We start from the raw sequence: 22,634 nt of genomic DNA, 5'->3' as shown, positions 1-22,634 counted from the left end.
GGGGAGGGGCGGCGCTCCGCCCCTCCCCCCTTTCCGTTGGGGGCGCCGTGCGTCAGTTCGCGGCGCGGCGTCGCCGTGCCGTCAGGACCATGCCCGCACCGGCGGCGAGGGCGAGTGCGCTGCCGCCCACGGCCCAGGGGAGCGCGGCGTCGGCGCCGGTGGCGGCCATCTGCCCGCCCTGGTCCGTGTCCTTCGCGACGGGCTTCCCGGCGATGTCGGCCGTCGACTTGGCACCGCTGCCGCTGCCGCTGCCGCTGCCGCCGCCGTTCTCCGGCTTGGCGCGGTCGCCGGTGGACGGCTTGTCGTCCTTGCCGCCCTTGTCGCTGCCGGCGCCGTCCTTCCCCTCCTTCTCCTTCTTTTCCTTCTGCTCCTTCTCCTTGACCTCCTTGGCGGCCTTCTCGGCGGCCTCATCCTTGGCCCGCGCCTCGAACTGGCCCACCTCAAGGAAGTGCCGGATGTCCTCGGGCGTGCCCTTGAGCGCCTTCTTCGCGGCTTCCCGCACGGCGGGCCCGCCGACGCTCAGGATCTGCACGGTACGGACGCGGTCATCCGCGGTCCGAGCCGCCTTATAACCGCTCTCCAGGAACTTCACCCGGTCCTCGGGCGTACCGTTGAGCGCCTTGTTCGCGGCTTCGGTGACGCCCGGACCGACGTCCTTGCCCAGCCCGAGGATCCGCAGGATCGCGATGCGGTTGTCCTCGTCACGGGCCGCGTACTGGCCGGTGGTGAGGAACGCGCGCATCTCCTCGGGGGTGCCGTTGAGCGCTTTCTCCGCGCGCGTCTTGAGACCGCGGCCGATGTTCCCCTCGCCGAGGATCTTCAGAATCGCGGCCTTGTCCTCTTCGGCCTGCTTTTTGCCGGCGCCTTCCTCCGGCTTCACCTCAGCGGCCTTCTCCGGCGCGGCGACCTCAGCCGCCTTGACGCCATCGGCGGCGACCGCCGGCGAGGAGAACAGCACGGCCGGGGCCAGCGCGGCGGCCACGACGGCCGTGGAAACGCGGGTCAACTTCACGGGTACACATCCACTTTTGACTAGGAGATCATAAAAAGCTATTGAGGACCGTTGCGCGTGTTCCGCCGGTGCTTCATGTGGTGCAACGTCACCCATGCAAGTGCGAGGGAAGCGACGCCGATGGCCAAGAGGACTGCCCTTGTGGCGAGCCCGCTGTTGGTGACGGCACCGACGAAACCGGCCACGGTTCCCGCGCAGCCGAGGAATAGAGAGCGCCAGCCGAGGAGAACGTTGCCGAGCATTTCACCGAGTCCGGCGGCGGGACCTTTCTTGAAACCCCCGCCTTTTCGCGAGTCCAGTCGGCTTTCCTTGTTGACCATGTACTTCACCACTCATGCGATGGGAGCGATGGGGCGTCGCTCGAAAGGACTGGGTGCGACATAACGTACCGGACCGCCCTCGGGCAGCAGGTAGTCGACGACCGTTGCGCCGAAGGCCACCGGCCACCCGAACGCCCTGACGCCGAGTCTACCCAGAACTGCCCCCTTTCCCATCTCGGCGGCAGAGCTGCTGACATACCCTCCGAGTTGCCCCGCGAAGAAGGGGCCGATGAATCCCTTGAAGGATTCCTTGGCCTCGTCGGTGCGGCCCAGCACGGTGAGTGCGACACCGTCGAATGCCCCTCGTAGGCTGAAGAATCCGACAGTATTGCGTACGCCGTCGGGAACTCCGGCGTTGCTGTGCTTTTCGAAGACGACGTTGTCATTCTTGGGGTCGTCCTGGGGGCGGTACTTGCTTTCCGCGTCCTTGTGCGCCTTTTCCCGGGCTGCCTTCGCCGCTGCCTGCTGTTCCTGATGGCGCTTCTCCGTGGCGATGGCGTATGCGTCGCGTGCGGCCTGCCCGGCCGTGGCGGCATCCCGGCCCGCGTCCAGGGCAGCCTCCCGGGCTCGGCGGGCGGACGCGGCCGCGTTGCCGGCCGAAACGCTGGCTTGGGCAGCGGAGTCCGTGGCCTGGCTGGCCGAGTAGTTCGCGGCCCGGCTGGCCTTGCGTGCGGTAGCAGCTGCGGATTTCGCGCGTGCGGCGGAGTCCGCGGCCGCTGCGGCGGACTTGTCCGCGGCCTGGGAGCTCTCGCGTGCCCGTGCGGCGTGGTCGCCCGCTTCGCGCGCAGCCTGCTCCGCCTGCTTGGCGTAGCCGTTCGCCTCATCGGCCTTGCCCCTGGCGTGGGCGGCTGCCTCGGCGGCGGTGCCGGCGTCCTTGTAGGCATCGGCTGCGGCCTTGGCGGCGATGCTGATCTGCGCACTGACAGCCGCGACGTGGGCGGCGGTGTCCTGGTCGGCCTGCGCGGCCTTGTACTGGAGGCGTGTCACGAAGACGCCCGGCATCCAACGGGGTCCGGCCATGGCCGTCCGGGCGGCGGCCTTGACGTGCGGGCCGCCCTTTTCCATGATCCGCAGGGTCTCGACCCGGTCGTCCTCGGCCTGGGCCTTCGGGTATCCGCTGAGGAGGAAGGCGTTGAGGGCCTTGGCCGAGCCGTCGTTCATGGCCGCGCCGCCTGCTGCGGTGACGGCCTTGCCCGCGTCTTCCATCGCCTGCAGGGTCTGGATGCGGTACTCGTCGCGCTGGCTCTCCACCACTCCGTCGGTCAAGAACGCTTCGACTGCCTCGGGGCCCCGGGCGAGTGCGGCTTCTGCCGCGTCAGCCGTCTTCGGGGTGCCGATCCGGGCAAGGTGGAGGGCGGTCTCGCGATCGTCTTCCCGCTGCGCGGTGAGACGGTCGGTCGTGAGCCAGGCGAGCATGTCGGCATCGGTGCCGGACAGTGCCTGGCCAGCAGCCTCACTGGTCCAGACGCCGTTACCGCTGAGGAGATTGACCGCGGCCTTGCGGGCAAGGGCGGCTGCCGTCGCAGGGGCTGACGTGACCTTGTCCGCTCCCTCCGCGAGGAGCTTCTTCGTCTCTTCGTCCATGCGGGCGGCCTGTGTCCGCACGTACTGGTTGGTGGCCGCGGCCTCGTCGTCCAGAGACTTCAGCAGTTCGGCATCCGCGACCGCTTTCGCCCCCTCCTGCTCAAGGAGGTACTTCTCGGCCTCGCGGGCCACCTTCTCGACCTGCTGAGCCTGAGCGGTCGCGGACGCGGCTTGCTCCGCCGCCTTGAGGGCGGCGTTCGCGTGCGCGGTGGCCTTCTTCGCCTCGGCGTCGGCCTCGCCGGCATGCTGAGCGGCGTCCTCTGCCGCCTTCGCGGCTGCCTCGGCATGACCGACCGAGGACTCGGCGGCCTGACGGGCCTCCCGGGCCGCCGCGGCGGCCTGGTTGGCAAGCCGCTGGGAGCGATCAGAGGCTTGAGTGGCCTGTGTTGCCGCTGAGCGGGCCTGGGCTGCTGCCCGTCGCGCCCGCGCGGCTTCGCCGGCGGCGACCCCGGACTGCTCGCTTGCAACGGCTGCGGCCTCGGCAGCGGCGGCCGCGTTCTGCCCGGCGCGGGCTGCGGCGGCAGCGGAGTCCCCGGCTGCGGCACTCGCGTCTGCGGCATGGGAGGCGGCTTGAGCCGCGGTGCGGGCGCCGGCGGCCGCATCACGGGCTGTCTGGGCGTCCTTTCGCGCGTTCGCCGCCTGGTTGCGGTCACTGATGGCGGCATTCGCCGACCGGTATGCCCTGGCGGCCGCCTGTCCGGCCGCGGTAGCGGCATACGCGGCGTTGGCGGCGGCTTGTGCGGCAGTGCGGGACGCGGCTACCGCAGTGTTCGAAGCCTGGATCGCCGTACGGGCAGCGGTCGCCGCCCCCTCGGCGGCCTGGGCGGCGCGGGTGGCGGCTCGCCCGGCTCTGTCCGCGTCACCCTTCGCCGCCCGGCTCTCTTCCGCCGCCTTCTGTGCAGCCTCCTTGGCCAAGGAGGCCGCTTTGTCGGCACGGCCGGCCGCCGCCTTGGCCTCCTCGGTCTCGGCCTGGGCGCGCTTACCCGCCGCTGTGGCCGCTTCCGCGAGTTGGGTCACGGTCATCAGTTCCTGGTCCCGGGCGCGAGCCAGGTGCTGCCCGGTCTCCAGGAACTGGATCCTGTCCTGTGGCGTTCCGTTCATCGCCCGCGTGGCGGCCTGCTTCATCGCGCCGCCGCCGGACTCCATCAGGGCCAGTACCCGGACCCGGTTGTCCTCGTCCTCGGCTTTGGGCAAGCGCTTCTCGAAGAACTCTTCCAGAGCCTTCGCCGAGCCGTCGTTGAGAGCCTTCTGACCCTCTCGGTTGACGCCTCGACCACCCTGACTCATCGTCCGCAGCACGTCGACGCGCCGGTCGTCGTACAAAGGCTTCTCGAACCCGGACTTCACGAAGTCGAGAACGTCCTGGTCGCTTCCGGACAACGCCTTCTGACCCGCCTCGCTCACCCCCTTACCGGCGGTGGGAAGCATCTGCAGGATCGCGATGCGCGCGTCGTCGACCGTGGCTCGGCGGAGCCCTCGCGCAAGAAATTCCTGCAGGTCGGCATCGCTTCCGGTGAGAGCCTTGGCAGCGGCACGCTTCACTCCCGCATCACCGCGCATCCAGGCGTCGACGGCCTGGGCCCGGGAATTGACTGTGGACGCGGCCTGCTCCGGAGGGGCCGCCTGAGCGACAGCGGTTCCCAGGACAAGCGCAGAGACCGTCAGTGCTGTGAGTGACGTGAGTCGGCGTCTGGACCGACCCACTTGATGGCGTATCGACTCTGTCTGATTCATGTCAAGTATTCGCTAACCGGATTCTGCTGAACGATCTTCCCGTGGGCGCATTCGACGCCGAATTCGATGATCACATGCGGTCAAGCGAAGTTAAAGTCAAGGTAAAAGAGGACTAAAGTCCCGACGCCCCCTCATGTGCTCTGTTCGATGAGTGGGGAATGCCTGCCGTGTGGAGCCGAGTTGGGCGTGTGACTTTGGTCCCGAGCGGCGCCCGGTGCGAATGCGGGGATGCCTGCGATGTGATCTTCGGCACCTTCCGGAAATTGTCGCCACGGCAAGCCCGGTGGTAGTCAGTTAGCCCTGCCGGTAGGGCCTGGAGTGCCCGGCGCGCCCTCGGCGGACCGGTTCCGTGACTGCTTGCCCATCTTCACCGTGAACTGATGACAGGTGGGCTGTACCTGGATGAAAGAGCTATTGATGAAGACCTCTTCACGCCTGCTGGCCCTGGCCCTGGCCGGCTGCACCCTGGCCCTGGCAGGAGCGGCCTACGCGGTCGACACCCGGACATCGGCGGCGTCTGCGGGCGCGAAGGCCGGCGCGTCCGGCGACGCTGCCCAAATGCCCTACGCCGTCGAGGACTTCTCGTACCCCAACGCGGAAAAAATCCTCGCCGAGAAGAATCTGAAGCTCAAGCGCGGAGACGGCAATATCACGCTGGCCGAATGCGGCAGCTCGCCCGACCTGCTGCAGTTCATCGGCCGGGACCGGGACGACTTCTGTTTCCGTGTCAAGGGTGCCAAGGGATACCTCAGTCTTGAGGTGCCTGCCGTGACGGGAGTGCAGACCAAGGACCACACGGCACACGTTGCGATGACCGTCGACGGTAAGACCAAGTCCTACGACGTCGCCAAGAACGCATGGAAGGGCATCGGCGAGACCACGGACCCGGCAGGGCGCGAGCACGTACTCGTGGAAATCGTCACCGGGAAGTAGACGACGCCCATGAATACCGATCAAGGAATACACATGTCTGTAAGGCGTTCGCACACTGTGTGGGCAGCGGGGCTTCTCACGGCGGCTGTAGGAGCCGGTCTGCTGACTGCCGCGCCGGCGAGTGCTGTCGCGGGCGGCAGTGCCGACGAGGGCTCGTATGCGTTCATGGCAAAGCTCAACGTCGGCGGAGAGCGGAGCTGCTCCGCGGCCCTCGTCGAGAAGCAGTGGCTCGTCACTGCGGCCAGCTGTTTCGCCGACGGTTCCACCTCGGGTGGCAAGGTCGCCGCCGGCGCCCCCAAGCTCAAGACCACTGCCACCCTGAGCGGTCGTGCCACCGATGTCGTCGAGCTCGTCCCGCGCGAGGACCGCGACCTGGTGATGGCCAAGCTGACCAAGCCGGTCACCGGCATCACCCCCGCCGGGATCGGTTTCAAGCCGCTCGCCCAGGGCGAGGAGCTGCGCGTCGCCGGCTACGGCCGCACGAAGGACGAGTGGGTACCCGACAAGCCGCACTCGGCGAAGTTCACCGTGAGTGCCCTGCGGGACGGCTCCGTCGAGCTCGACGGAGCGAGCGCCGACGCCGCCGTCTGCAAGGGCGACACCGGCGGCCCCGCCTTCCGCGAGGTCGGGGGCCGCTACGAGCTGGTCGGTGTCAACAGCACCTCCTGGCAGGGCGGCTGCTTCGGCAACGAGGACGAGACCCGCAAGGGTGCCGTCGACGCACGGGCCGACGACATCGCCGGGTGGATCCAGTCCGTGTCCTCCCGCACGCTGCTGCCGCGCTCGAGCTGGAAGTACGCCTCCTACACCGCGTCCGGCTACTTCACCGGCGGCTCGAACGACGGCAAGCGCCGCATGGACCTCTTCGTCGTCTGGAAGGACGGCGAGGCGACGCTCTTCCAGGGTGCCGACCACGACGACCCGAAGCAGCCCTTCTCCGCCGAGTACAAGATCGCCGACAAGGGCAGCTACTGGCAGGACGCCCGCGCGGTCACCGGCGGCAAGTTCACCGAGAACGGCTCCGACGGCATCACCGTCCGCTGGGCCAGCGGCAAGGTGTCGACGTACATGCACGTCGATCAGAACGGCGTCCACGACGAGAAGACGCTCCGCCCCGGTGGTGGCGACAACCCGTTCTGGAAGAACGCCCGGCTGATCACGGCGGGCCGGTTCACGGAGAACTCCCTCCGTGACGACCTGCTCGTCCTCTGGGAGGACGGCTCGACGTCGATGTACTCCGACATCGGCACCAAGGGCCTCAGCGGCTGGACCCAGCTGACCAAGGCCGACAACGGATGGAAGAACGCCGTCCAGATCAGCGCCGGCGAGTTCACCGGCAAGAAGACCGCCGACCTCCTCATCCGCTGGAACGACGGTCAGGCGCAGATCTTCCCGGGTGTCGACACCGCCGGTTACCACGGCAGCCGGATCACCGTCCGGCCCGTCGGCTCGGCGTGGCAGAACGCCCAGACCCTGACGGTCGGCTCCTTCACCGCCCCCGGCAAGGGGCCGAACGACGTCCTCGTCGGCTGGAACGACGGCAACGTCAGCTACTACCCCGGCGTCGACGCCGCCGGCACGCACGGTGAGGTCCAGCTCGTCGGCTGAACCGGCCGACGTACATCAACCACGGTCCGGCCGTCGCTGCCGTAAGTGAACGGTGGCGGCCGGACCTGAGCGTGTCCTGCCCACGCCCGCCCACCACTCCCAAGGAAAGACACATGAACCGCAGTAGTTCGCGCGCCGCGTGGGCAGCCGGTTTCCTCGCCACTGTCATCGCGACCAGCGCACTGGTCACGGCCACCGCCACCGCCCCCGCGCACGCGGTCACCGGCGACGTGGCCAAGGACGGTCAGTACGTCTCCACCGTCAAGCTCGACATCGGCGAGGGCCGGCGCGCCTGCACCGGCACGCTCGTCGACGAGCAGTGGGTGCTGACCGCCGGCAGCTGCTTCGCCGACAGCGCGCAGCCGGGTGGCGAGGTCGCCGCCGGGGCGCCGCAGTTGAAGACCAGGGCGACCGTCGGCCGGGCGGATCTCGCCACCGAGGCTGGGCAGGTGCGGGACGTCGTCGAGCTCGTCCCGCGCGACGACCGCGACCTCGTCATGGCGCGGCTCGCCGCCCCCGTCGCCGACGTCAAGCCCGCCGCGCTGGGCGGCGGCGCTCCCGCGAAGGGGGACGTGCTGCGGGTCGCCGGCTACGGCCGTACCAAGGACGAGTGGGTGCCGGACCGCGTGCACTCGGGCGCTTTCGGTGTCGAGGCCGTGAAGGGCACCAGCCTCGACATCACCGGCAAGGACGGGGCCGTCTGCAAGGGCGACACCGGAGGGCCGGTGGTCCGCGAGCGCGACGGGCGGGAGGAGCTGGTCGGCGTCAGCAGCGCTTCCTGGCAGGGCGGCTGCTTCGGGAACGAGACCGAGACCCGCAAGGGCGCCGTCGCGACCCGGACCGACGACGTCGGCTTCTGGGTCCAGCAGGTGCGCGGTCTCCCCAAGCGCTACGCGACGACCACCGGCGACTTCGACGGCGACGGCAAGGCCGATGTCGCCATGCTCACCGACTACGGCTCGTCGAAGGACGGCCGGGGCCGGGTGGCGCTGTGGGTCCACACCGCCACCGGCGAAGGCTTCAAGGAGCCGCGCGCCGTGTGGGACAACGGCTCGGACAGCTGGCGATGGGACGCCGTCAAGCTGACGTCCGGTGACTTCAACGGTGACGGCAGGACCGATATCGGGGCGCTGTACAACTACGGCAAGACCGCCGACGGCCGTTACCGGACCGGTCTGTTCACCTTCACCAGCACCGGGACCGGCTTCGACGCCCCCGTGAAGGTCTGGGAGAGCTCCTCCAGCTCCTGGAAGAGCTGGAACTGGGACGCCAGCAAGCTCGCCGCCGGTGACTTCAACGGCGACGGCAAGGCCGACATCGCCGTCCTCTACAACTACGGCAACAGCGGATCCCGCAACGAGAGCGGCCTGCTGACCTTCACCAGCACCGGCAACGGCTTCGCCGAACCCCGCAAGGCGTGGGAGAGCGGGTCGACCAGCTGGAACTGGAACAGCAGCAAGATGGTCGCCGGCGACTTCAACGGCGACGGCAAGAGCGACATCGCCGTCCTCTACGGCAACGGCACGACCTCCGACAGCCGCAACGAGACGGCCCTGTGGCTCATCGCCGACAACAGCAACGGCTTCGTCGAGCACCGCAAGGTCTGGAACAGCCTCACCTGGGAGGGCCGCAGCTGGAGCTGGGAGGCCAGCAAGGTCGCGGCCGGTGACTTCAACGGTGACGGCAAGGCCGACATCGCCGTCCTGTACGACTACGGCAAGGTCGCCGGCAAGAACAAGACCGGCCTGTGGATCTTCTCCGGTACCAAGGACGGCTTCGCCGACCCGCGCAAGGTCTGGGAGAGCGGCACCACGGTCGACAGCTGGAACTGGGCCGCGAGCGAGCTCGCCGTCGGTGACTTCAACGGCGACGGCAAGGCCGACATGGGCGTCACCTACGACTACGGGCAGGGCGCCGACGGCCGTACGTCGGTCGGTCTGTGGTCCTTCACCAGCAACGGCAGCGGTTTCAACGCCCCCGTGAAGGTCTGGAACAGCGACCTGAAGCGCTGATCCCCCCAGTGGGGCCGGCCCCGGTGCGCCGGCCCCACGCCCGCAAGCAGTACTTACGTCAGGAAACCGCCTCCCCGTGCAGCTCCCTCCCCTCCGCCTCGCCAGCCGTACCCGACGCGGGTTGTGCGGCGCCGCCCTAGTGGTCTCCCTCTCCACCGCCGCGGCCGCCGGGCCGCTCACCGCTCGGGCGGACCCCGCCGCGCCCGGGCCGGGCAGCGCACAGGGCGTGCTGCCCCGGGGCGTACCCCATCTCGTCCTCCCCGATCTGCGGAAGCCCGCACAGCCGGGCCCGTCGGTCGGCGGTGAAGCGGGGATTCCGGCCACCGCCCTGGACGCGTACAAGAAGGCCGCGCGGGCGCTGGCCACGAGCCAGCCGGGGTGCCGGATCCCATGGGAGCTCGTCGCCGGGATCGGGCGGGTGGAGTCCGTGCACGCCTCCGGGTACGGGCTGCGTTCCGACGGGTCCACGGAGCGGCCCATCCGGGGGCCGCGGCTGGACGGGAAGCGGTTCGCGCTCATCCGCGACACCGACGGCGGACGCTGGGACGGCGACACCGAGTATGACCGTGCCGTCGGCCCCACCCAGTTCATCCCCTCCACCTGGGTCACCTGGGGCGCCGACGGCAACGGCGACGGGGTCGAGAACCCCAACAACATCTACGACGCCGCCCTCGGCACCGCCCGCTATCTCTGCGCCGGCGACCGGAACCTCACGGATCCCGCCGACCTCGACAAGGCGATCCTCAGCTACAACAACTCGCGTGAATACGTGAACGCCGTCCTGGAGTGGATGCGTACGTACCAGGGTGCCAGGGTCACCGCCGTCCCCGATGACACCCCGGCCGTGTCCCACCACCCGGATCCGGCCGACGGGCGGTCCGGCACCCCCACGCGTGCGGTCACACGGACGTCGGCCTCCGGCTCGTCGGCCGTCGAGCCACAGCCCGAGCCCCTGCCGAAGCCCGCGCCCGAACCCACGCCCGGCCCCACTCCCAAGCCCGGCCCCACTCCCGAGCCCCGGCCCAAGCCCGGTCCCCGTACCGTCACCCGGCTCACCCCCCTCGGGGAGCAGAGCCGCGACGCCGAGACCGGACAGGACCTCGACCAGGTCGCGCGGGTCCGGGCGAGCAATGCCCATGGGGATCCCGTCCCCGGTGCGGACGTCACCTTCGAGATCGTCGGCGCCGCCACCGACGCCCGTTTCCCCGGGTACGGGGACGCCACGACCGTCACCGTCAGCACCGACGCCCAGGGCATCGCCGCCGCGCCTCGGCTGCGCGTCGGTGACAGACCGGGCGGCTTCGTCGTCATGGCGAGCGCGGCGGGCAAGGACGTGACGTTCCGGGTGGAGGCCCGGCTCTCCGACTCCGCCACCGCCGACGCTCTGACACGGGCCGGCGATCAGCCCCTGAACGCATCGGCCGACGGTATCTTCGCCGGGAGACTTCAGGTCAAGGCCACCCGCTACGGGCAGGCCGCCCTCGGCACCGTGCTCACCGCGACCTTCGTCGTGAGCAAGGACAACGCCGCCGAGAACACCCTCGGGCCGTATTTCACGGACGCGGTGGGCAAGGCCATCCGTACCCTGGTCCTGCCCCCGCCCGGCCCCGACGGTGTGATCACCCTCCCGGCGATCCGCGCCGACGCGCACCCCGGTACGTACATCCTCCGGCTCGCCGCCGCCGACGGTGTCACCTTGGACGTCGAGCTCACCGTGACCGCGTGAGCGTCAGGACGCAGCCGTCAGTGGCCCGTCTCGCCGCGGTTGACCGCCATGACCATGACGGCGCCGATCAGGACCAGCCGGTCCGTCAGCGCGTCGAGCTGCTGGCGCTGTTCGGTGGGGAGGTGCCAGTCCTCCCAGGAGGAGGTGTCCTGCTTCGAGGGTGGGGCCTGCCACTCGGCGGACCAGTCGCGGCCCAGCCGGGTGGCGAGGGGGACGGCGGTGCGAGCCAGGCCGCCGTAGGCGCCGAGGAGGGCGATCATGTGGCCGTCCGGGAGCCAGGCGCGCCAGGCGGTCAGCAGTTCGCCGGCGAGGTGGGCGACGTCTTCCAGCCACAGGACGTGCTGGGTGACCCAGCCCTGGGGGCTGGGGGACTGGGGCATGCCCGGCAGCAGGCGCTGAGGTATGGCGTCACGACGTGTGAAGAAATCGCGCGCGAGGGTCAGCTCGTGGTGCGAGGGGGTCCAGGAACGGTCGTTCAGGGCGATCGCGGCGGCATCGACCGCGTCGACGGCGTGGCTCATTCGGATACCGTACGTGCCCCGCACGCCGAGGGGCGAGCGGGCCGGGGAGCCGGCGCCGTGCCGTAACGGGCCCGGCGCCCCGCGGCCAGCCATTCGGCCCGCAGCCGCTCGTAGACGCCGCGCTCGGCGCTGGTCAGCGTGCGGCCGCTGCGGGCCGTGAGGAACGTGCGTATCTCGTGGTTGAGCTGCTCCTGGGTCGGGGTCAGGGTCGCGTTGCATGACATGCCCTCAGGCTAGGGGGTGCCACTGACAACGGGCCCGCACCAAGGTCGTGTTTGCGGAACGCTCATCGAATGGTCATGAAGTCGACGGGTGATTCCTCACGCCGCTCTTACTCCGCCACCGGCTCTTACGTCACCGGCTCCTACTCCGCCACCGGCCGCCGCAGTCTCGCGACGAACTTGTAGCGGTCGCCCCGGTACACCGACCTCACCCACTCCACCGGCCTGCCCTCCGCGTCCAGCGAGTGGCGGGAGAGGAGCAGCATCGGCAGGCCCACGTCCGTGCCCAGCAGGCCGGCCTCGCGCGGGGTGGCCAGGGAGGTCTCGATGGTCTCCTCCGCCTCCGCGAGGCGGACGTCGTAGACCTCGGCCAGCGCGGTGTAGAGGGAGGTGTACTTCACCAGGCTCCGGCGCAGGGCCGGGAAGCGCTTCGCCGACAGGTGGGTGGTCTCGATCGCCATCGGCTCGCCGCTGGCGAGCCGCAGGCGTTCGATGCGCAGGACGCGGCCGCCGGCCACTATGTCGAGGAGCCCGGCGAGGCGGTCGTCGGCGGTGACGTAGCCGATGTCGAGGAGCTGGGAGGTGGGCTCCAGGCCCTGGGCGCGCATGTCCTCCGTGTAGGAGGTGAGTTGGAGGGCCTGGGAGACCTTGGGCTTGGCGACGAACGTGCCCTTGCCCTGGATGCGCTCCAGCCGGCCCTCGACCACCAGTTCCTGGAGGGCCTGGCGCACCGTCGTGCGGGAGGTGTCGAACTCGGCGGCCAGGGTGCGCTCCGGCGGTACCGGAGTGCCGGGAGGCATGGTTTCGGTCATGTCCAGCAAGTGCCGTTTGAGCCGGTAATACTTGGGAACGCGCGCGGTCCGTCCGCCGCTCGCGGTGCTGCCGCCCTCCGCCGTCTCGCCCTCGGTCGCCATGGCGTGCCTTCCCGACCTTCCCGACTCCGATGATCCTGCTGCCGTCACCGGCTCCTCCGTCTATAGCGGTCACATGGTGGCACGGGCAGAGCCCGAGGAGACCGGAGATACCCGCGTCGACCTCGAGGTGTCGGTCCGGTAACGGAGCCGACAGCGACTCTTATACACCCTTGACACCCCAAAAGGTCTAGGCCAAGCTGCGGGCACTGGTCTAAACCATTAAAGACCACATTCGGTCCTCAAGGGAGAGTGCTGTGAAGCGTGGGCTCATAGCGGCGACGGGTGTCGTGGCCATGATGGTGAGTGTTGCTGCCTGTGGGTCCAGCGACAGTGACAAGGGATCGGCCGACGGCGGTTCCAAGGGCAAGAGCCTCACGGTCTGGTTCATGGATGGCTCGAATCCACCGGGTTGGACGAAGGCCGTCCAGGCCGAGTTCGAACAGAAGACCGGTGCGAAGCTCAACGTCCAGGTCCAGAAGTGGGACGGGATCCAGCAGAAGCTCACCACCGCCCTCTCCGAGTCCAGCCCGCCGGACGTCGTGGAGATCGGCAACACCCAGACGCCCTCCTACGCCCAGACCGGTGGCCTCGCCCAGCTGGACGACCTGAAGAAGGAGATCGGCGGGGACTGGACCGAGTCCCTCAACAAGCCGTCCGTCTTCGAGGGCAAGCAGTACGCGGCCCCCTGGTACGCCGCCAGCCGCGTCGTCATCTACAACAAGAAGGTCTGGGCCGACGCGGGCATCAAGGACACCCCGAAGACCCGCGACGAGTTCTTCAAGGACCTCGAGGCCATCCAGCAGAAGGGCGACGCCGAGCCGCTCTACCTGCCCGGCCAGAACTGGTACTTCTTCGACGGCCTGACCATCGGCACCGGTGCCGACCTGGTGAAGAAGGACGGCAAGAAGTACGTCTCCAACCTCGCCGACCCCAAGGTCGCCAAGGCCATGGAGATCTACAAGAAGTACCAGTCCTTCAGCAAGGCCCCCAAGGACAAGGACGAGGCCACCCCGCAGCAGGCCGACGTCTTCGCCAAGGGGAAGACCGGCGCCTTCATCGGCATGGGCTGGGAGGCCGCCACCGCCGTCAAGGCGAACCCGGAGATCGAGAAGGAGATCGGCTACTTCACCATCCCCGGTGAGACCGCCGACAAGCCCGAGGGCGTCTTCCTCGGCGGCTCCAACCTCGCGATCTCCGAGGGCAGCAAGAAGAAGGACCTCGCCAAGGAGTTCCTGAAGATCACGCTGTCCGACAAGAACGAGGGCGCGCTGGCCAAGGAGGTCGGCTCGCTGCCCAACAAGGACGCGCTGCTGCCCAGCCTGAAGGGCCAGCCGGCCGCCGAGGCCGCCGCCCCCGCCGCCAAGACCGGTGGCACCACTCCGCTGATCCCCGAGTGGGCCAACGTGGAGAACGCGCCGAACCCGATCAAGGCCTATATGACCGCGGTCCTGGGCGGCAAGTCGCCGGAGGAGGCCGCCAAGCAGGTCGAGGGCGACATGAACAAGCGGCTCGCCCAGAAGCAGTAGGGCCTGAGCGGCAGTGAATTCCGTACGGGCCGCCGTGGGGGCGGCCCGTACGGGACCCCGCACCACGCACAACCGTTCCACAGGGGAGAAGGCGGACGACGATGTCAGCGCAGATCGAAGAGGCGGCGGCCACCGGCCCGGCGCCCCGGATCGGCAAGGGCGGCGCCGCGCCGCCCCGCCGCGGCCGGGGAGGCGGGGCCGGAAGCGTGCCCTACCTGCTGATCCTCCCCACCGTCGCCGCCGTCGTCCTGCTGCTCGGCTGGACGCTGGTGAAGAACGGCCTGCTGTCCTTCCAGAACCTCAACAAGCGCCAGCTGATCCAGCGCGTCACCGAGTGGACCGGCGTCGACAACTACGACACCGTCCTCCGCAGTTCCGAGTTCTGGCACGTCACCGGCCGCTCGGTCGTCTTCACCGCCGCCAACGTCGTCCTGATCATGGCGGTCGGCTGTCTGATCGGCCTGCTGCTCGCCCGGCTCGGCACGAAGCTGCGGCTGCTGCTCTCGCTCGGCCTCGTCCTCGCCTGGGCCATGCCCGTCGTCGCCGCGACCACCGTCTTCCAGTGGCTCTTCGACCAGCGCTTCGGCGTCGTCAACTACCTCCTCGACGCGCTCGGCTGGCACTCCATGGCCGGCTACAACTGGACCAGCGGCCAGTTCTCCACCTTCTTCGTGATCACCGTGCTGATCGTCTGGCAGTCTGTGCCCTTCGTGGCGATAAACCTCTACGCCGCCACGACCACGATCCCCAAGGAGCTCTACGAGGCCGCCTCGCTCGACGGCGCGGGTACCTGGAAGCAGTTCACCTCGGTGACCTTCCCCTTCCTCAAGCCGTTCTTCCTCGCCACCACGTTCCTTGAGGTCATCTGGGTCTTCAAGGCCTTCACCCAGGTCTTCGCGATCAACGAGGGCGGCCCCGACCGGCTCACCGAGACCCTGCCCGTCTACGCCTTCCAGGAGGGCATGGGCAGCCAGCACTTCGGCATGGGCGCGGCGATCTCCATCCTCACCATCGTCATCCTGCTGGCGCTGACGGCCTACTACCTGCGACTGGTTCTCAAGCAAGAGGAGGACGAGCTGTGAGGCGCACGCTGCCCAGAACCGTCAGCCGGGTGTGGCCGGGGGCGACGGCGATCGCCCTCTTCGCCGTCTTCGCGTTCCCCGTCTACTGGATGTTCGCCACGGCCTTCAAGGCCAACAAGGACATCGTCAGTGACACCCCCGTCTGGTTCCCCACGAGCCCCACCTTCGAGCACTTCGACAAGGCGGTGAGCGCCGACGGCTTCTGGACGTTCGTCGGGAACTCCCTCACCGTGACCCTGGTGGCCGTGGCCCTGTCGCTCGTCATCGCGCTGCTGGCGTCCTTCGCCGTCGCGCGCATGCGCTTCAAGGGCCGCAAGAGCTTCATCCTCGTGATGATGATGGCCCAGATGGCGCCCTGGGAGGTGATGGTCATCGCGTACTACATGATCGTGCGCGACGTGGACATGCTGAACAGCCTGCCGCCGCTCATCGCCATCTACACCGTCATGGTGCTGCCCTTCACTGTCCTGACGCTGCGCGGCTACGTCGCCGCCGTGCCCAAGGAGCTGGAGGAGTCCGCCATGGTCGACGGGTGCACCCGCACCCAGGCCTTTATCAAGGTCATCTTCCCGCTGCTGGCGCCCGGCCTGATGGCCACCTCGCTCTTCGGCTTCATCACCGTCTGGAACGAGTTCCCGATGGTCCTGATCCTCAACAAGGACCCCGGATCGCAGACCCTCCCGCTGTGGCTGACCGGCTTCCGCACCACCTTCGGCGACGACTGGGGCGCCACCATGGCCGCCTCCTCGCTCTTCGCGATCCCCATCCTCGTCCTGTTCGTCATCCTCCAGCGCAAGGCGGTCGGAGGCCTCACGTCCGGCGCAGTGAAGGGCTAGGAGCTACGACATGACCATCCTCACCCAGCACCGGTCCCCGCACCCGGACACCCTGACCCGGGACGCCCTGACCGTCCTCCAGCCCGGCTTCACCGGGACGACCGCCCCCGACTGGCTGCTGCGCCGGCTCGGCGAGGGCCTCTCCTCCGTCGGCCTGTTCGGCCGCAACATCACCTCCCCCGAACAGCTCGCCGCCCTGACCGAGCGGCTGCGCGCCGAGCGCGGGGACGTCCTCGTCGCCATCGACGAGGAGGGCGGCGACGTCACCCGGCTGGAGGTCCGTACGGGCTCCTCCTTCCCCGGCAACCTCGCCCTCGGCACCGTCGACGACACCGGGCTCACCCGGGCCGTCGCCCACGAGCTGGGCCGCCGCCTCGCCGCCTGCGGCGTCAACCTCAACTGGGCGCCCTCCGGGGACGTCAACTCCGACCCCGACAACCCCGTCATCGGCGTCCGGTCCTTCGGCGCCGACCCGGCGCTCGTCGCCCGGCACACCGCCGCGTACGTCGAGGGGCTCCAGGCCGCCGGGGTCGCCGCCTGCACCAAGCACTTCCCCGGCCACGGCGACACCGCCGTCGACTCCCACCACGACCTGCCCCGCATCGACGCGGACCTCGCCACGCTGCACGCCCGCGAGCTGGTGCCCTTCCGGGCGGCCGTCGCGGCCGGCACCAAGGCCGTGATGAGCGCGCACATCCTGCTGCCCGCGCTCGACCCGGCCCTGCCCGCCACGCTCAGCCCGCGCGCTCTCCACGGGCTGTTGCGCGCGCCCGTCACGGCCGGGGGCCTCGGCTTCGACGGCCTGATCGTCACCGACGGGATGGAGATGCGGGCGATCGCCGGTACGTACGGCATCGAACGCGGCAGCGTCATGGCCATCGCGGCGGGCGCCGACGCGATCTGCGTCGGGGGCGGCCTGGCCGACGAGGGGACGGTGCTGCGGCTGCGCGACGCGCTCGTCGCCGCCGTGCGCGACGGGGAGCTGGGGGAGGAGCGGCTCGCCGACGCGGCGGCCCGGGTGCGGGCGCTGGCGGGCTGGACCTCGTCGGTGGCCGGCTCGGACGCGTCGGCCACCGACCCCGAGGTGGGGCTCGTGGCGGCACGGCGCGCGCTGCGGGTCACGCGCTCCGGCGCGGGCCCGGCGTACGAGCCGCCCGCCGGGGCCGTGTACGTCGCCGCGTTCACGCCCGTCGCCAACATCGCCGTCGGCGACGAGACGCCGTGGGGCGTGGGCGCCGAGCTGACCCGGCTGCGGCCGGGAACGCTCACCGAGACGTACGGGCCCGAGTCGGCCGGCGCGGAGGCGGTGCTCGCGGCGGCGGGGGAGCGGCGGATCGTCGCGGTCGTGCGGGACGTCCACCGGCACCCGTGGATGGCGCGGGCGCTCGGCATCCTGCTGGCGGCCCGGCCGGACACGATCGTCGTGGAGATGGGGCTGAACGAAGCCCCGCCGAGTGGTGCGCTGCATATCGCTACGCATGGGGCGGCGCGGGTTTGTGGGGTGGCGGCCGCCGAGGCGATCGTGGGGGAGTAGGCCAAACGCCGGAGGGGCTGGGATCCAGCCCCTCCGGCGTTTGAGGAGCGGGGGTCCGGGGGCGGAGCCCCCGGAGAGAACTACAGCCCCTGCCACACCGGCTTGTTCGCGTACGTGTGCCGGAAGTAGTCGGCCAGCTTCAGCTTGGACGCCGCCGCCTCGTCCACGACGACCGTCGCGTGCGGGTGGAGCTGGAGGGCCGAGGCGGGGACGAGGGCGGCGACGGGGCCCTCGACGGACGCGGCCACCGCGTCGGCCTTGCCCTCGCCCGTGGCCAGCAGCACCAGGTGGCGGGCCTCCAGGATGGTGCCGATGCCCTGGGTGATGACGTGGTGCGGCACCTGGTCGATGTCGCCGTCGAAGAAGCGCGCGTTGTCGACGCGGGTCTGCTCCGTCAGCGTCTTGATGCGGGTGCGGGAGGCCAGGGAGGAGCACGGCTCGTTGAAGCCGATGTGCCCGTCGGTGCCGATGCCGAGCAGCTGGAGGTCCACGCCGCCGGCCGCCCGCAGCGCCCGGTCGTACGCCTCGCACGCGGCCTGGACGTCCTCGGCGGTGCCGTCGGGGCCCATGAAGGAGGACGTCGGCAGCCCCAGCGGCTCGACGACCTGGCGCAGGACCGTGGAGCGGTAGGACTCGGGGTGGTCGGCGGGCAGTCCGACGTACTCGTCGAGCTGGCACACGCGGGCGCGCGAGACGTCCACCTCGCCGGCGCGGACCTTGGCCGTGAGCGCCTCGTAGACGGGCAGCGGGGTCGAGCCGGTGGCAACGCCGAGCAGCGCCTCGGGCTTGCGGCGCAGCAGGGCGGCCATGGCCTCCGCGATGAGCTCGCCGCCTGCCTGGGCGTCGGGGACGATGACAACTTCCACGCTGGGCCTGCCGATCTGGAGAGGGTGGTGGTATAGACCAATTTAGCAGAATGGGCACCGCCTGGCCCGGTCGGCGGGGGTGGGTGCGCGCAGGGGCGAGGCCACCCGAAACGACCCCCGAAAACGTCCCCGGAAACGACTACGGGCCGCGGCGCCCGCCGGGACCCTCAACCCAGCCGGCACCGCAGCCCGGAGCGAATCGGCCGGACCGGCGCTCGTGGGGTGTGCGGGCCCCACGGCCGGGTCGGCCGACGGGAGGCCCCGGCCGCCGTGGGGCGGGCCGGGCCTCGCTCCGCCCTCCTGTGCGGGGAGGGCGGACGTCTTGGCGCCCATTGTGGACTAGACCATTCATCGCTGTCCATGCTGTTGCCGCACGGACTCCCTGGGTATGCCGATCATCATGTGTCCTCCGCCCACCGGCCCGTCCCACGCCCCACGGAAAAGAACTAGGCTCACCACCGTGCCCTCCATGAACGACCTCGTACGCCAGCACACCGCACTCGACGACTCCGATCTGGAGTGGTTGCACCTGCTGGTCTCGGAGTGGCAGCTGCTCTCCGACCTGTCCTTCGCCGACCTGGTCCTCTGGGTGCCCACCCTGGACGGCACCCGGTACGTCTCCATCGCCCAGATGCGGCCCAACACCGGGCCGACGTCCTACCACGACGACATGGTCGGCCACCTCGTCCCGCGCGGCCGCCGCCCCATGCTCGACGCCGCCCTCGACGAGGGCCGGATCGTCCGGGAGGGCGACCCGGAGTGGCGGGAGGAGGTTCCCGTGCGGGTCGAGTCCATCCCGGTCCGCCGGGACGGGCGGGTGCTGGGGGTCATCGCCCGGAACACCAATCTGCTGACCGTGCGGACGCCCAGCCGGCTGGAGCTCACCTACCTCCAGAGCGCCTCGGACCTGGCGCAGATGATCGCCGGCGGCACCTTCCCCTTCCCCGGCCAGCAGGTCGACATGGACGCCTCGCCCCGCGCCGGCGACGGGCTGATCAGGCTGGACGCCGACGGTGTCGTCCAGTACGCCAGCCCCAACGCCCTCTCCGCCTACCACCGGCTCGGCCTCGCCGCCGATCTCGTCGGGCATCATCTGGGCGAGACCACCGCTCAGTTGGCACCCTCGCGCGCACCCGTCGACGAGGGCCTGGCCAAGCTCGCCAGCGGCTGGGCGCCCCGCGAGTTCGAGGTGGAGGCCAATGACGGGGTCATTCATCTGAGGGTGATCCCGCTCAAACCCAAGGGCAGCCACATCGGTTCGCTCGTACTGTTGCGCGATGTGACCGAACTGCGACGGCGCGAACGCGAGTTGATCACCAAGGACGCCACCATCCGGGAGATCCACCACCGGGTGAAGAACAACCTCCAGACCGTGGCGGCCCTGCTGCGCCTCCAGGCGCGCCGGATCGGCTCCGCCGAGGGTCGCGAGGCGCTGGAGGAGGCGGTCCGCCGGGTCGGTTCCATCGCGATCGTCCACGAGACGCTGTCGCAGAACCTTGACGAACGGGTCGAATTCGACGAGATCGCCGACCGGGTCCTCGCCATGGTCGCCGAGATCTCCCCGGGCCGGGTCACGACGCGGCGCACGGGCCGCTTCGGGGTGCTGGACGCCGAGGTCGCCACGCCGCTGTCGATGGTCCTGACCGAGCTGCTGCAGAACGCCCTCGAGCACGGCTTCGGGCCGGGGGAGCAGGGCTCGGTCGAGGTCACCGCGGTCCGTGGGGGCACCCGCCGGGACGCCCGGCTGCTGATCTCCGTCCAGGACGACGGGCGTGGCCTCCCCGAGGGCTTCGACCCCCAGCGCGCCGGCAATCTGGGGCTCCAGATCGTACGCACCCTGGTGGAGGGCGAGTTGGGCGGAACGTTCGACATGGTGCCCGCATCCGGGCAGGGAACGCGCGTGGTGCTCGACCTTCCCGTGGTGGCGGAGAAGCCGTAACGCCTTCGCGCGGCGTACGGAAAAGCACTGAGCCCCGGCCCCCTCTCGGAAGAGGGGGCCGGGGCTCAAAGCTTTGTTGTGCTTAGCGCACGGGTGGGGGGTGCTGCGCGCTGCGGCTCGGGGGCCGAGGGGTGTCAGGCGGTCGCGTTACGCGCCCGGTTGCGAGCGGCACGGCGCTTCATGGCGCGGCGCTCGTCCTCGCTGAGGCCACCCCAGACGCCGGAGTCCTGGCCGGACTCGAGCGCCCACTGCAGGCACTGCTCCATGACGGGGCAGCGGCGGCAGACGGCCTTGGCTTCCTCGATCTGCAGCAGCGCAGGACCGGTGTTGCCGATGGGGAAGAACAGCTCGGGGTCTTCCTCGCGGCAAACGGCGTTGTGACGCCAGTCCATGGCTGCTCCATCTCCTCGTGTTACGGCTACGTGGCTTGTGAATGTGAACGCTTTCACGAATCCCCCCGCAAGGGAAGGGCCGACCTCCAGCCAGGCAGACTGGTGCGGTCCAGGGAGTTAAAGGAGGGGGTTCGGGCTCTTCGGGGAAGCCTTGATGGCGGGCTGTCCCGATCGCCACGAAAAGACTCGCAAACCTCGGCGACGGATACAACCCCTTCTGGAAAGTTTTTTTTGATTCCTCGGTGTCGGCTAGGTCACAGCCGTCATTCCAGGGGGTGGAACCCAGTCTAAACGTTCGAGTGGAAGGACTTTAGGCCCTAGCACTCACACAATCACACGCAGTGCACGGCGAACGCCTGTGAACGTCACGCTCGTGCGCAGTCCGAGGTGGTCGCCGTCCATCTGGAAGGGCAGGGGGGCCTGGGAATGCAAGGTGAACGAGTCCTGGTCATGCAGTGACACAGCGTGTTTGCCCTGCGGGCCGCGCTCCGGCGTCGACGTCAGCAGCTGGGTGCCGTAGCGGGTGGCCGCCAGAGTGGACAGCTTGGTGAATCCCAGCACGTCAAGCGCCGTGTCGAAGGACGCCTGCGGCAGCGCGTACATCGGCCGGTTGCCGAAGTACGTCCACGGGGCCGTGTTGCAGATTATCGACATGACGAGATTCTCGAGTGGCTGCTCGCCAGGCCGTTCGAGGGTGATCGTGCCGTGCCGCCGGTTCGTTTCTCCGAAGAACTGGCGCATCACCTGTCGCACGTACAGGGAGTGCGTCGAACGCTTGCCGCGCTCCCGCTGCTGCTCCACCCGGCCGACGACGCCCGCGTCGAACCCGAAGCCCGCGCAGAACGTGAACCAGCGGGCCGGCACCGCCTCGTCCTCCGAGCCCGGCGTCCCGGCCGCGAGGCCGAGCCCCACGGTCCGCTCCGAGCCCTCCCGCAGCGCGTCCAGCAGGGCGCCCGTCGCCTCCACCACGTCATTGGGCAGGCCCAGCGCGCGGGCGAAGACGTTGGTGGAGCCGCCCGGCACCACCGCGAGCCGCGGCAGGCCCTCCGGGTCGGGCCCGGAGTGGAGCAGTCCGTTGACGACCTCGTTGACCGTGCCGTCCCCGCCGAGCGCGACGACCAGCTCGACGTTGCCGCTCTCGGCCGCCCGGCGCGCCAGGTCGCGTGCGTGACCCCGGTACTCGGTCGTGGCGACGTCCAGCTTCAGGTCGCTGGCCAGGGCGTGCGCCAGGACATCGCGAGTACGGGCACTGGTGGTGGTGGCCGAAGGATTGACCACAAGAAGCGCACGCATGCGCGCCAGCCTACCTACCTGTGGGTACACGGCCCGTCCCAGGCCCGGCTTCGAAGGATTTGCGTACCGATACCCTGCAGGGGTGAGCAGCAAGCAGTCCGCGTCGAAATCCGCCCGGAAGGGTGCGTCCAAGGGGGCGTCCGAGGGAGCCTCCCCGGCCCCGGTCGCGCCCCGGCTCCGGCCCGCCCGGCTGACGGCGGCCGCCGCCCTCGTCGCCCTGGAGGGGCTGGCCCTGGCCGGCTCGGGCCTCTATCTGCTGATCATGGGGCTGCTGGGCAAGCCGGACAGCCCGCAGCAGGCCGAGACGGGCGGGCTGACCGTCCTCGCGCTGGCCGCGCTGCCGCTCCTCGCCGCGCGCGGCCTGTGGCTGCTGCGGCGCTGGAGCCGCGGCCCCGCCATGATCACGCAGATCATGGCGCTGCCGGTCGCCTGGACGCTCTACAACGGCGGCGCCGGCGCGCTGATCGCCGGCGCGGTGGCGCTCGCGCTGACCGCCGTGGCCACGCTCGTCCTGCTGGTGAACCCCACCGCGACCGAGGCGCTCGGCGTCGGCCCGCGCGAGTCCTGAGCCTGTTCCCCTA

At 70.0% G+C, this 22,634-nt stretch carries 19 protein-coding genes; 10 read left to right on the top strand and 9 right to left on the bottom strand.

The window, feature by feature from the left end; genetic code table 11:
* Positions 1-52: 52 nt before the first annotated feature.
* From IE096_RS12575 to IE096_RS12565, 3 genes are read right to left on the bottom strand one after another with little or no spacing between them, the layout of a single operon-like run.
* A complete protein-coding gene (locus tag IE096_RS12575; RefSeq protein WP_189451510.1) occupies positions 53-1,012 on the bottom strand; it encodes an ALF repeat-containing protein in 960 nt (319 codons plus the stop codon).
* A 38-nt stretch (positions 1,013-1,050) separates the two neighbouring features.
* The gene (locus IE096_RS12570; RefSeq protein WP_189451509.1) at positions 1,051-1,344 is read right to left on the bottom strand and encodes a hypothetical protein; all 294 of its coding nucleotides are present in this window, start codon (positions 1,342-1,344) and stop codon (positions 1,051-1,053) included.
* Complete coding sequence (locus IE096_RS12565; protein WP_268248304.1) at positions 1,345-4,650, bottom strand: ALF repeat-containing protein; 3,306 nt, start codon at positions 4,648-4,650, stop codon at positions 1,345-1,347. It lies immediately after the preceding gene.
* Between the two features lie 417 nt (positions 4,651-5,067).
* On the opposite strand from IE096_RS12565, the gene IE096_RS12560 reads away from it, so the two are divergent.
* The 4 genes from IE096_RS12560 (at position 5,068) to IE096_RS31840 (ending at position 10,929) form a co-directional block, all read left to right on the top strand.
* Complete coding sequence (locus IE096_RS12560) at positions 5,068-5,583, top strand: hypothetical protein (RefSeq protein ID WP_189451507.1); 516 nt, start codon at positions 5,068-5,070, stop codon at positions 5,581-5,583.
* Positions 5,584-5,592: 9 nt separating this feature from the next.
* On the top strand, positions 5,593-7,191 hold the full coding sequence (locus tag IE096_RS12555) for a S1 family peptidase (protein WP_308430338.1): 1,599 nt from the start codon (positions 5,593-5,595) through the stop codon (positions 7,189-7,191).
* 113 nt (positions 7,192-7,304) lie between these two features.
* Positions 7,305-9,203: an FG-GAP-like repeat-containing protein gene (locus IE096_RS12550; protein WP_189451505.1), complete on the top strand. Its 1,899-nt coding sequence runs from the start codon at positions 7,305-7,307 to the stop codon at positions 9,201-9,203.
* A 76-nt stretch (positions 9,204-9,279) separates the two neighbouring features.
* Entirely contained in the window at positions 9,280-10,929 is a 1,650-nt protein-coding gene (locus IE096_RS31840) for a lytic transglycosylase domain-containing protein (protein ID WP_189451504.1), read from the top strand.
* A gap of 17 nt (positions 10,930-10,946) precedes the next feature.
* Here the strand turns inward: IE096_RS31840 and IE096_RS12540 are convergent, their stop codons facing one another.
* The 3 genes from IE096_RS12540 to IE096_RS12530 form a co-directional block, all read right to left on the bottom strand.
* Complete coding sequence (locus IE096_RS12540) at positions 10,947-11,450, bottom strand: hypothetical protein (RefSeq protein WP_189451503.1); 504 nt, start codon at positions 11,448-11,450, stop codon at positions 10,947-10,949.
* Positions 11,447-11,674, bottom strand: coding sequence for a hypothetical protein (locus IE096_RS12535; protein ID WP_189451502.1), 228 nt, complete (start codon positions 11,672-11,674; stop codon positions 11,447-11,449). The genes IE096_RS12540 and IE096_RS12535 overlap by 4 nt, the downstream gene beginning before the upstream one ends.
* 140 nt (positions 11,675-11,814) lie before the next feature.
* Positions 11,815-12,585, bottom strand: coding sequence for a GntR family transcriptional regulator (locus tag IE096_RS12530; RefSeq protein ID WP_189451501.1), 771 nt, complete (start codon positions 12,583-12,585; stop codon positions 11,815-11,817).
* Between the two features lie 254 nt (positions 12,586-12,839).
* Here IE096_RS12530 and IE096_RS12525 point away from each other — a divergent pair, with 254 nt between their 5' ends.
* From IE096_RS12525 to IE096_RS12510, 4 genes are all read left to right on the top strand, one after another.
* The gene (locus IE096_RS12525) at positions 12,840-14,111 is read left to right on the top strand and encodes an extracellular solute-binding protein (RefSeq protein ID WP_189451500.1); all 1,272 of its coding nucleotides are present in this window, start codon (positions 12,840-12,842) and stop codon (positions 14,109-14,111) included.
* 101 nt (positions 14,112-14,212) lie between these two features.
* The gene (locus IE096_RS12520; RefSeq protein WP_189451499.1) at positions 14,213-15,193 is read left to right on the top strand and encodes a carbohydrate ABC transporter permease; all 981 of its coding nucleotides are present in this window, start codon (positions 14,213-14,215) and stop codon (positions 15,191-15,193) included.
* On the top strand, positions 15,190-16,029 hold the full coding sequence (locus IE096_RS12515; RefSeq protein ID WP_189451498.1) for a carbohydrate ABC transporter permease: 840 nt from the start codon (positions 15,190-15,192) through the stop codon (positions 16,027-16,029). The genes IE096_RS12520 and IE096_RS12515 overlap by 4 nt, the downstream gene beginning before the upstream one ends.
* 10 nt (positions 16,030-16,039) lie before the next feature.
* Positions 16,040-17,563 carry a glycoside hydrolase family 3 protein gene (locus tag IE096_RS12510; RefSeq protein WP_189451497.1) on the top strand — a complete coding sequence of 508 codons (1,524 nt, stop codon included), beginning with the start codon at positions 16,040-16,042 and terminating at the stop codon, positions 17,561-17,563.
* Positions 17,564-17,643: 80 nt separating this feature from the next.
* On the opposite strand, the gene nagB is transcribed toward IE096_RS12510, so the two are convergent.
* On the bottom strand, positions 17,644-18,429 hold the full coding sequence (gene nagB, locus IE096_RS12505; RefSeq protein WP_189451496.1) for a glucosamine-6-phosphate deaminase: 786 nt from the start codon (positions 18,427-18,429) through the stop codon (positions 17,644-17,646).
* Between the two features lie 469 nt (positions 18,430-18,898).
* On the opposite strand from nagB, the gene IE096_RS12500 reads away from it, so the two are divergent.
* Positions 18,899-20,368 carry a sensor histidine kinase gene (locus tag IE096_RS12500; RefSeq protein ID WP_189451495.1) on the top strand — a complete coding sequence of 490 codons (1,470 nt, stop codon included), beginning with the start codon at positions 18,899-18,901 and terminating at the stop codon, positions 20,366-20,368.
* A 134-nt stretch (positions 20,369-20,502) separates the two neighbouring features.
* Here IE096_RS12500 and IE096_RS12495 read toward each other — a convergent pair whose 3' ends face one another.
* Positions 20,503-20,760 carry a WhiB family transcriptional regulator gene (locus IE096_RS12495; protein ID WP_004937597.1) on the bottom strand — a complete coding sequence of 86 codons (258 nt, stop codon included), beginning with the start codon at positions 20,758-20,760 and terminating at the stop codon, positions 20,503-20,505.
* A gap of 324 nt (positions 20,761-21,084) precedes the next feature.
* Positions 21,085-22,053: a diacylglycerol/lipid kinase family protein gene (locus IE096_RS12490; RefSeq protein ID WP_189451494.1), complete on the bottom strand. Its 969-nt coding sequence runs from the start codon at positions 22,051-22,053 to the stop codon at positions 21,085-21,087.
* 82 nt (positions 22,054-22,135) lie between these two features.
* Here IE096_RS12490 and IE096_RS12485 point away from each other — a divergent pair, with 82 nt between their 5' ends.
* Complete coding sequence (locus tag IE096_RS12485; protein WP_189451493.1) at positions 22,136-22,621, top strand: hypothetical protein; 486 nt, start codon at positions 22,136-22,138, stop codon at positions 22,619-22,621.
* Positions 22,622-22,634: the final 13 nt, after the last annotated feature.

Origin of the sequence: Streptomyces abikoensis (assembly GCF_014648775.1) — a bacterium.
Classification (GTDB): Bacteria; Actinomycetota; Actinomycetes; order Streptomycetales; family Streptomycetaceae; genus Streptomyces; species Streptomyces abikoensis.
This window is presented reverse-complemented; position numbering and strand designations above follow the sequence as displayed.